Source organism: Brevibacterium sp. 50QC2O2 (genome assembly GCF_024580675.1).
In the GTDB taxonomy this organism is placed as follows: domain Bacteria; phylum Actinomycetota; class Actinomycetes; order Actinomycetales; family Brevibacteriaceae; genus Brevibacterium; species Brevibacterium moorei.
The window spans coordinates 70,346-77,074 of the sequence record NZ_JANIJZ010000015.1; the positions used below are offsets into that span (position 1 = coordinate 70,346).

Genomic DNA, 6,729 nt, shown 5'->3' on the forward strand with positions numbered 1-6,729 from the left:
TGTAATTCGGCTCATAGAAAATTGAGCCGTTTGCTGTCTGAACCGCAATAAATCAACCAATTTCGCCTGCTCCATCAGCTTCCATCCGAACAGATGCAGGGGTATTTGAGTCATGAAACGTTGCTCAAACCCTCAGGCACTGTTAAGGTTCAAAGTAGCCAAGCCTAAGGTGCGCAAAGCGAGCCTGACCTAGACCTGTTCTATGCTGTGTCACTTGGCATCACGTACACGAGCACCAGCTCACCTACCGGAGGTTTCCGTGAAGTTCAATCCGATCCCGACCAAGGCCGGCAAGCGCCTGGGCGCGCTCAGCCTGGCCGTGGCCGTCGGCGCCGGCGTCCCGCTGGCAACCGCCCCTATCGATTTCCTGTCTGCTCCCGCTGCTGCGGCTGACATCCCGACCAATGAGGTCGGCTCGGGCAAGGTGGAGGTCACTACCACCGGTGACATTCACGCGGGCGACAAAGTTACAGTCAAGGGCACAGGCTTCAAGCCCGGCACCACCGACGACGGCAAGGCCCAGGCCCTGGGTGTCAAGATCGATGACGGTAAGACGCTGGATGACGTTGCCGAGGTTGACCTGAAGACCGGCGAGTTCACAATCGACATCACTCTGCCGAAGGACATCGAGGGCGGCGACCACTGGTTCCGCCTGCTGGGGGGTTCGTACAACGGCGGCGCGACCGTCTCCAAGGTCGCTCCCTTCAAGGTGGCGGAAGAGAACGCCGCTCCGGCCGAAGCCAAGATCGAGGTCCCTGAGACTGCCGAAGAGGGCAAGTCGATCACGGTCAAGGGCACTGGCTGGGTCAACACCGCCGGCGACGATGGTAACTCCATCGCCATCAAGCTCGACGGTGGCAAGGCCTGGCGAACCGCCGATATCGAACTCGACGGCAAGACCTACACCCCGAAGAAGAAGGATTCCGGCGGCCCCGGTGACCTGACCCGTCCCAGCGTGTGGGCTGTCACCAAGGCCGACAAGGACGGCAATTGGAGCCTGACCTTCGATCTGCCTAATGGCAAGAACGATCAGAAGGGGCTGGATTGGAAGGCCTCTGACGAGAACCCCACCCATGAGATCAGGGTGCTCAGCGGCAACATCGTCCCCGGGGACTCCAGCCACACGGTCAATGCATCGACCAAGGTCGTCGAGGCATCGTCCGGTGACGATGACATGACGGCCGAAGACGTGACAGACGAGGTCAAGAAAGCCCAGACCGCCGTCGCTGACGTCCCTGGTACCACGGCCAAGGACTCCAAGATCGCGGGCAAGGAAACCTCCTTCGCGCAGGGTCTGTACCAGACGGCGTTCTCGAAGCAGAACAATGCGGTCTACGCGACTACCGCTGTGGGTCGCCCTCCGGTCAAGGAATCCAAGCTGGTCAAGCTGGACGCGGACTCGCTGAAGGTGCAGAAGGCCGTCAACGCACCGATCGACGCCAAGGCCACCGATAAGGAAGGCAACCCGCAGGAGGGTGCCCGGTATGCGATGTACGGTGTGGACGTCGATGAGGCGAACAACACCGTCTGGGTGACCAACACCCGCCAGAACACGGTCGCCGTCTACGACGCAGACACGCTGGAACTGGTCAAGCAGTTCCCCAAGGACTCTGCTGCGCACGGTCGCGACGTGCAGGTCGATGAGAAGGCCGGTAGGGCCTATGTCACGATCGGTACCGATGGCATCGCGGTCTTCGACACGAAGACGATGAAGCAGCTGGACACCATCAAGGTGGAAGACAACTTCTACACGATGTCAATCGCCTTCGACGCAGCCTCGCAGACCGCTTACATCCCGAGCATGAACTCGGCGCGCGTTGCCAAGCTCAACACGGCCAACGGCAAGCTCGACTACATGGACATCCCGGCGAAGGTCGAGTCGGCTTCCGGCATCGCCTTCGACCCGCAGTCGAAGACCCTGGCGATCGCATCGCAGGCTTCCGCGGATACGTCCGTGGTGTTCATGAACGCCGAAAACGGCGAGCTGATCAAGTCGGTCAAGCTGACTGCCAAGGATGCTGACGGCAAGGATGTCGCCGCTGGTTCGCTCAACGCGGCCTTCGACACTACGAAGAAGCTCTTCTACGTCTCCAACCGTGCCGCCGGCACCGTCACGGTGTACGACAACCAGGGCAACGACGTGCAGACGCTGGACGCGCTGAAGAACGCCAACCACGTCATGGCAGATGGCGCTGGGCATGTCTTCGGCGTCAGCAAGGGCGGCAACCGCGATGGCGAGTCCAAGGACCTGCTGCAGCGTTTCGAAGCCGCGCCCATCGATTACGACAACCTGACGGCAGAGGACGCGACCGACGAGGTCAAGCAATCCCCGGTCGTGGACGTTCCTGGCACCACGGACGAGTCCTCGAAGATCATCGGCAAGGAGACCGCGGTTTCGCGTGGCTTCTACCAGACGGCGTTCTCCAAGAAGAACAACGCGATCTACGCGACCACGGCTGTGGGTCGCCCGCCGGTCAAGGAATCCAAGCTGATCAAGCTGGACGCTGACTCGTTGCAGGTTCAGAAGGCAGTCAACGCTCCGGCGGATCCGAGCGAACGCGGTGACCGCGCCGGTGCTCGGTTCGCTGTCTACGGTGTGGATGTCGATGAGACGAACAACACCGTATGGGTGACCAACACCCGCCAGAACAGCGTCGCCGTCTACGATGCGGACTCGCTCAAACTGATCAAGCAGTTCGAATCCGGATCCGCCGCCCACGGTCGCGACGTGCAGGTCGATGAGAAGGCCGGCAAGGCCTATGTCACGATCGGTACCGACGGCATCGCGGTCTTCGACACGAAGACCCTGAAGCAGCTGGACACCATCAAGGTGGAAGACAACTTCTACACGATGTCCATCGCCTTCGACCAGGCCTCGCAGACGGCCTACATCCCGAGCATGAACTCGGCACGCTATGCGGTGCTGGACACGGCCACGGGCAAGGTCGCCTACAAGGACATCCCGGCCAAGGTGGAAACCGCCTCCGGCATCGCCTTCGACCCGAAGTCCAAGACGCTCGCGATCGCCTCGCAGGCCTCGGCCGACACCTCGGTCGTCTTCGTCGACGCGGAGTCCGGCAAGCTGATCAAGTCGGTCAAGCTGACCGCCAAGGACGCCGACGGCAACGAAGTCGCCGCTGGTTCGCTAAACGCGGCCTTCGATGCGAAGAGCGGCTGGTTCTACGTGTCCAACCGTACCGCCGGCACCGTCACGGTGTACGACGTCAAGGGCAACGAGGTGCAGACGCTGGACGCCCTGAAGAACGCCAACCACGTCATGTCCGACGGTGAAGGCCACATCTTCGGCGTCAGCAAGGGTGGCCCGCGTGGGGGCACTCCGGCACCGGAAGCACAGGCTGAGGGCGACGAGCCCGATGCCCGTGACCTGCTGCAGCGGTTCGAGGCCAAGGCCGACGCTGTGCAGCCGGATCCGGATCCGAGCGACGAGCCCACGGACGAACCGACCGATGGTTCCGGTGACGACAACGATTCGGGCGACAACGGTGGCTCGGATGACGCCAACGGCTCCGGTGACAACGGTGGCTCGGGATCCGAGGGTTCGGACGATGCCAATGGTTCCGGTGACAACGGCGGTTCGGACAACGAAGCCGGCGATGACAACGATGGCAAGCTGCCCGTGACCGGTGCGCAGATCGGCGCGGCGATCGCCGCAGGCGCCGCCCTGCTGATCGTCGGTGGCGCAGCGGTAACGATCTCGCGTCGTCGCCACAAGGAAATCTGACAGTCGGTTTTGCTGACGCGGATTGGCTGAAGTACCGCAGGCCCGGGGGAGCGATCCCCCGGGCCTGGGGTGCATGTAGACACAGACAGCAAAGCGGTTCATTGATGGAAGGACAACCGTGAAACTGAACAATATCTCCGGCCAGAAGCTGGGCGCGATCACCCTGACGGTGGGACTGGGACTGACCGGTTCCCTGGCTATCGGCGGCGCGACCCTGTTCTCGGCCTCGCCTGCGCATGCGTATGGTGAGCAGTGTGGTGGTGCCGATGAGGGCGCTGGTGAGACCGATGTGACCACGACGGATGCCGATGGCAACGACGTCGAGGGCACGAAGATGACGTGTGACGATGACAGCTGGATCATCGTGCCGAAGACCGCGCCGGTGGGTGGGAAGATCCACATCACCGGTGGGGGTCTGTTCGGCAAGGACGGGAAGTCCCCGTCGGTGTTCGGGCAGAAGTTCGACTGGGGCGATGCGCTGCCGATCGAGCCGCCGATCGATCCGACTACGGGTGAGCCTGCTGAGGGCAATAGCCCGATGTGGTCGATGTTGGCTGCCGATGATAAGGGAAACCTGGATATCAATATCCAGCTGCCCACCGCAGAGAATGCTCAGGACTATGAGGACATGGAGCAGTGGGATGAGGGCACCGAGCACCTGATCCACTTCCTGTCGGGTTCGATGAAGGACGGCGACTACCAGCGCGGCGCCCGCACCGGCTTCAAGCTGGTGAAGCCGACTCCGCCGGAGCCGACCCCGGACCCCACGACCGATGCTCCAACCGAGGCGCCGACTACCGATGCCCCGACGGACGAACCGACCACGGACGCGCCGACGGAAGCACCGACCACGGATGCTCCCACCGAAGCACCGACGACGGATGCCCCGACGGAAGCTCCTACTACCGATGCTCCGACCGAGGCGCCGACTACCGATGCCCCGACGGACGAGCCGACCGGTAAGCCGACCGAGGACCCGAAGCCCTCGGATGATCCGACGACGGAGCCCTCGGAATCTGCCAAGCCTTCCGAAGACCCGACCACGGACGCTCCGGCGGACGAGGTCGCTCTGACGGCGACGCCGCAGAAGATCTCCGCGAAGGACTTCACGAACAAGGACAAGGGCGTGAACCTGTCCGCCACCGGTCTCAAGCCCGGTGCCGAGATCACGTTCAACGTCGCGCGTCAGGCCGATGGTGTCAAGCCGATCACCGAGACGGTCAAGGTCGGCAAGGACGGGAAGGCCCAGTGGGTCGTCTACGGCACGGATGCTGCTCATCCGGAGAGCTATGTCGGCGAGTACAAGGTCGGCGTCGAGTATGACTCCAAGGACGAGGCACTGGTCAAGGCCTTGGACAAGAAGAGCCTGTCGACCTCGTTCACCGTGACCGCCGAGGATCCGAAGCCGGGCGAGGGCGATGACAACGGCAATGGTGACAACGGTGCTGGCGACGATGGCAACGGTGATAACGGAGCCGATAACAACGGTAACGGGGACAACGGTTCGGATGACGCTGCGGGTTCGGATGACTCCGCAGGTAATGACGATTCCGCGGGTAATGACGACGGCGACAACGCCGGCAAGCTGCCCAAGACCGGTATGGAACTGACCGGTGCAGCCGCAGGTGTCGCCCTGCTGCTGATCGGTGGCGCGGCCGTTACGGTCTCGCTGCGGAAGAAGAAGCAGAACTGAGGTTCTGCACCGTGTGATGCGGACTTCGTGTAGATCCGCATCACACGGGTACGCGGGTGTGGGCCCGGAGAAGACTATTCGGGCCCACACCCGCGGCAACACCAAAATCCCCACCCAAAGTGATTTGCGCACACGACCATAAAAGCGCGGAGTGACGAGGAAAGAAAATGCACACGAATAGACTGTCGCGGCGACTGGGCGGAGCCGCCCTGGCCCTGGCCCTGGGGCTCGGCGGAGCCATTACAACCGGATCGGTGTTCTCAGCGTCACCCGCGCATGCGTATGGTGAGCAGTGTGGTGGTGCCGATGAGGGCGCTGGTGAGACCGATGTGACCACGACGGATGCCGATGGCAACGACGTCGAGGGCACGAAGATGACGTGTGACGATGACAGCTGGTTTATTGTGCCGAAGACCGCGCCGGTGGGTGGGAAGATCCACATCACCGGTGGGGGTCTGTTCACCAAGGATGGGAAGGACTTCTCGGTGTTCGGGCAGAAGTTTGACTATGGTGATGCCCTTCCCAAAGATCCGCCAATCGATCCGACGACGGATGAGCCGGCAGAGGGCAATAGCCCGATGTGGTCGATGCTTGCAGCCGATAAGGACGGCAAACTGGATGTAAATATCCAGCTGCCAACCCCGGCGAACGCTCAGGACTATGAGGATATGGAACAGTGGAATGTCGGGACGGAACACCTGATTCACTTCCTGTCGGGTTCGATGAAGGACGGCGATTACCAGCGTGGAGCCCGTACCGGGTTCAAGCTGGTCGAAGCCAATGGAGACGAAGAGCCCAGTGAGGACCCCTCCGCATCGAGCAGTGCGTCGGCAGACCCGAGCGAGAGCTCCAATCCGACCGAGTCGAGCACGGAAACCGCCACTCCTACGGCAACCGCGACTGATGCTGTTAAGCCCAAGCTGAGCGTGAAGCCGGAACTCATCGGCACCGATGATTTCGTCAATAAGGACAAGGGCGTGACGTTCACCCTGAGCGCCCAGAAGGTGGGCGGAAAGGTGGCTTATGCGGTCACCTCGCCCTCTGGTGTTAAGGGACTGGAGAAGAAGGTCACCGTCGGCGAAGACGGGACTGCCTCCTGGAACCTGTTCGGGCTCGACCCGGCCAAGGCGAATACCTACGTGGGTAAGTACAAGGTGGCGGTTAAGGGGCTCTTCCGGATTGAGGGTGTAGAGAATTATCCGACAGGGGTAGGTGTGTCGTAGGGGGTGTGAAGAAGGCCCCGCGGTGAGAATGGGAATTGTCTAGAAACCGATTCCTCACCACAAGGCCTTCG

At 62.0% G+C, this 6,729-nt stretch carries 3 protein-coding genes; all 3 read left to right on the plus strand.

Annotated elements, in window-relative coordinates:
• Positions 1-259: 259 nt before the first annotated feature.
• The 3 genes from NQ038_RS12355 (at position 260) to NQ038_RS12365 (ending at position 6,658) form a co-directional block, all read left to right on the plus strand.
• Positions 260-3,742 (plus strand): YncE family protein, encoded by a 3,483-nt coding sequence (locus NQ038_RS12355; protein ID WP_257062697.1) that lies wholly within the window; start codon positions 260-262, stop codon positions 3,740-3,742.
• A gap of 118 nt (positions 3,743-3,860) precedes the next feature.
• Entirely contained in the window at positions 3,861-5,435 is a 1,575-nt protein-coding gene (locus NQ038_RS12360; RefSeq protein WP_257062698.1) for an LPXTG cell wall anchor domain-containing protein, read from the plus strand.
• A gap of 167 nt (positions 5,436-5,602) precedes the next feature.
• Complete coding sequence (locus NQ038_RS12365; protein WP_257062699.1) at positions 5,603-6,658, plus strand: hypothetical protein; 1,056 nt, start codon at positions 5,603-5,605, stop codon at positions 6,656-6,658.
• The last annotated feature ends 71 nt before the right edge of the window (positions 6,659-6,729 follow it).

Coding starts and splice junctions, on each gene's coding strand:
- NQ038_RS12365 (WP_257062699.1), top strand. CDS start 5,603: ATGCACACGAATAGACTGTCGCGGCGACTGGGCGGAGCCGCCCTGGCC.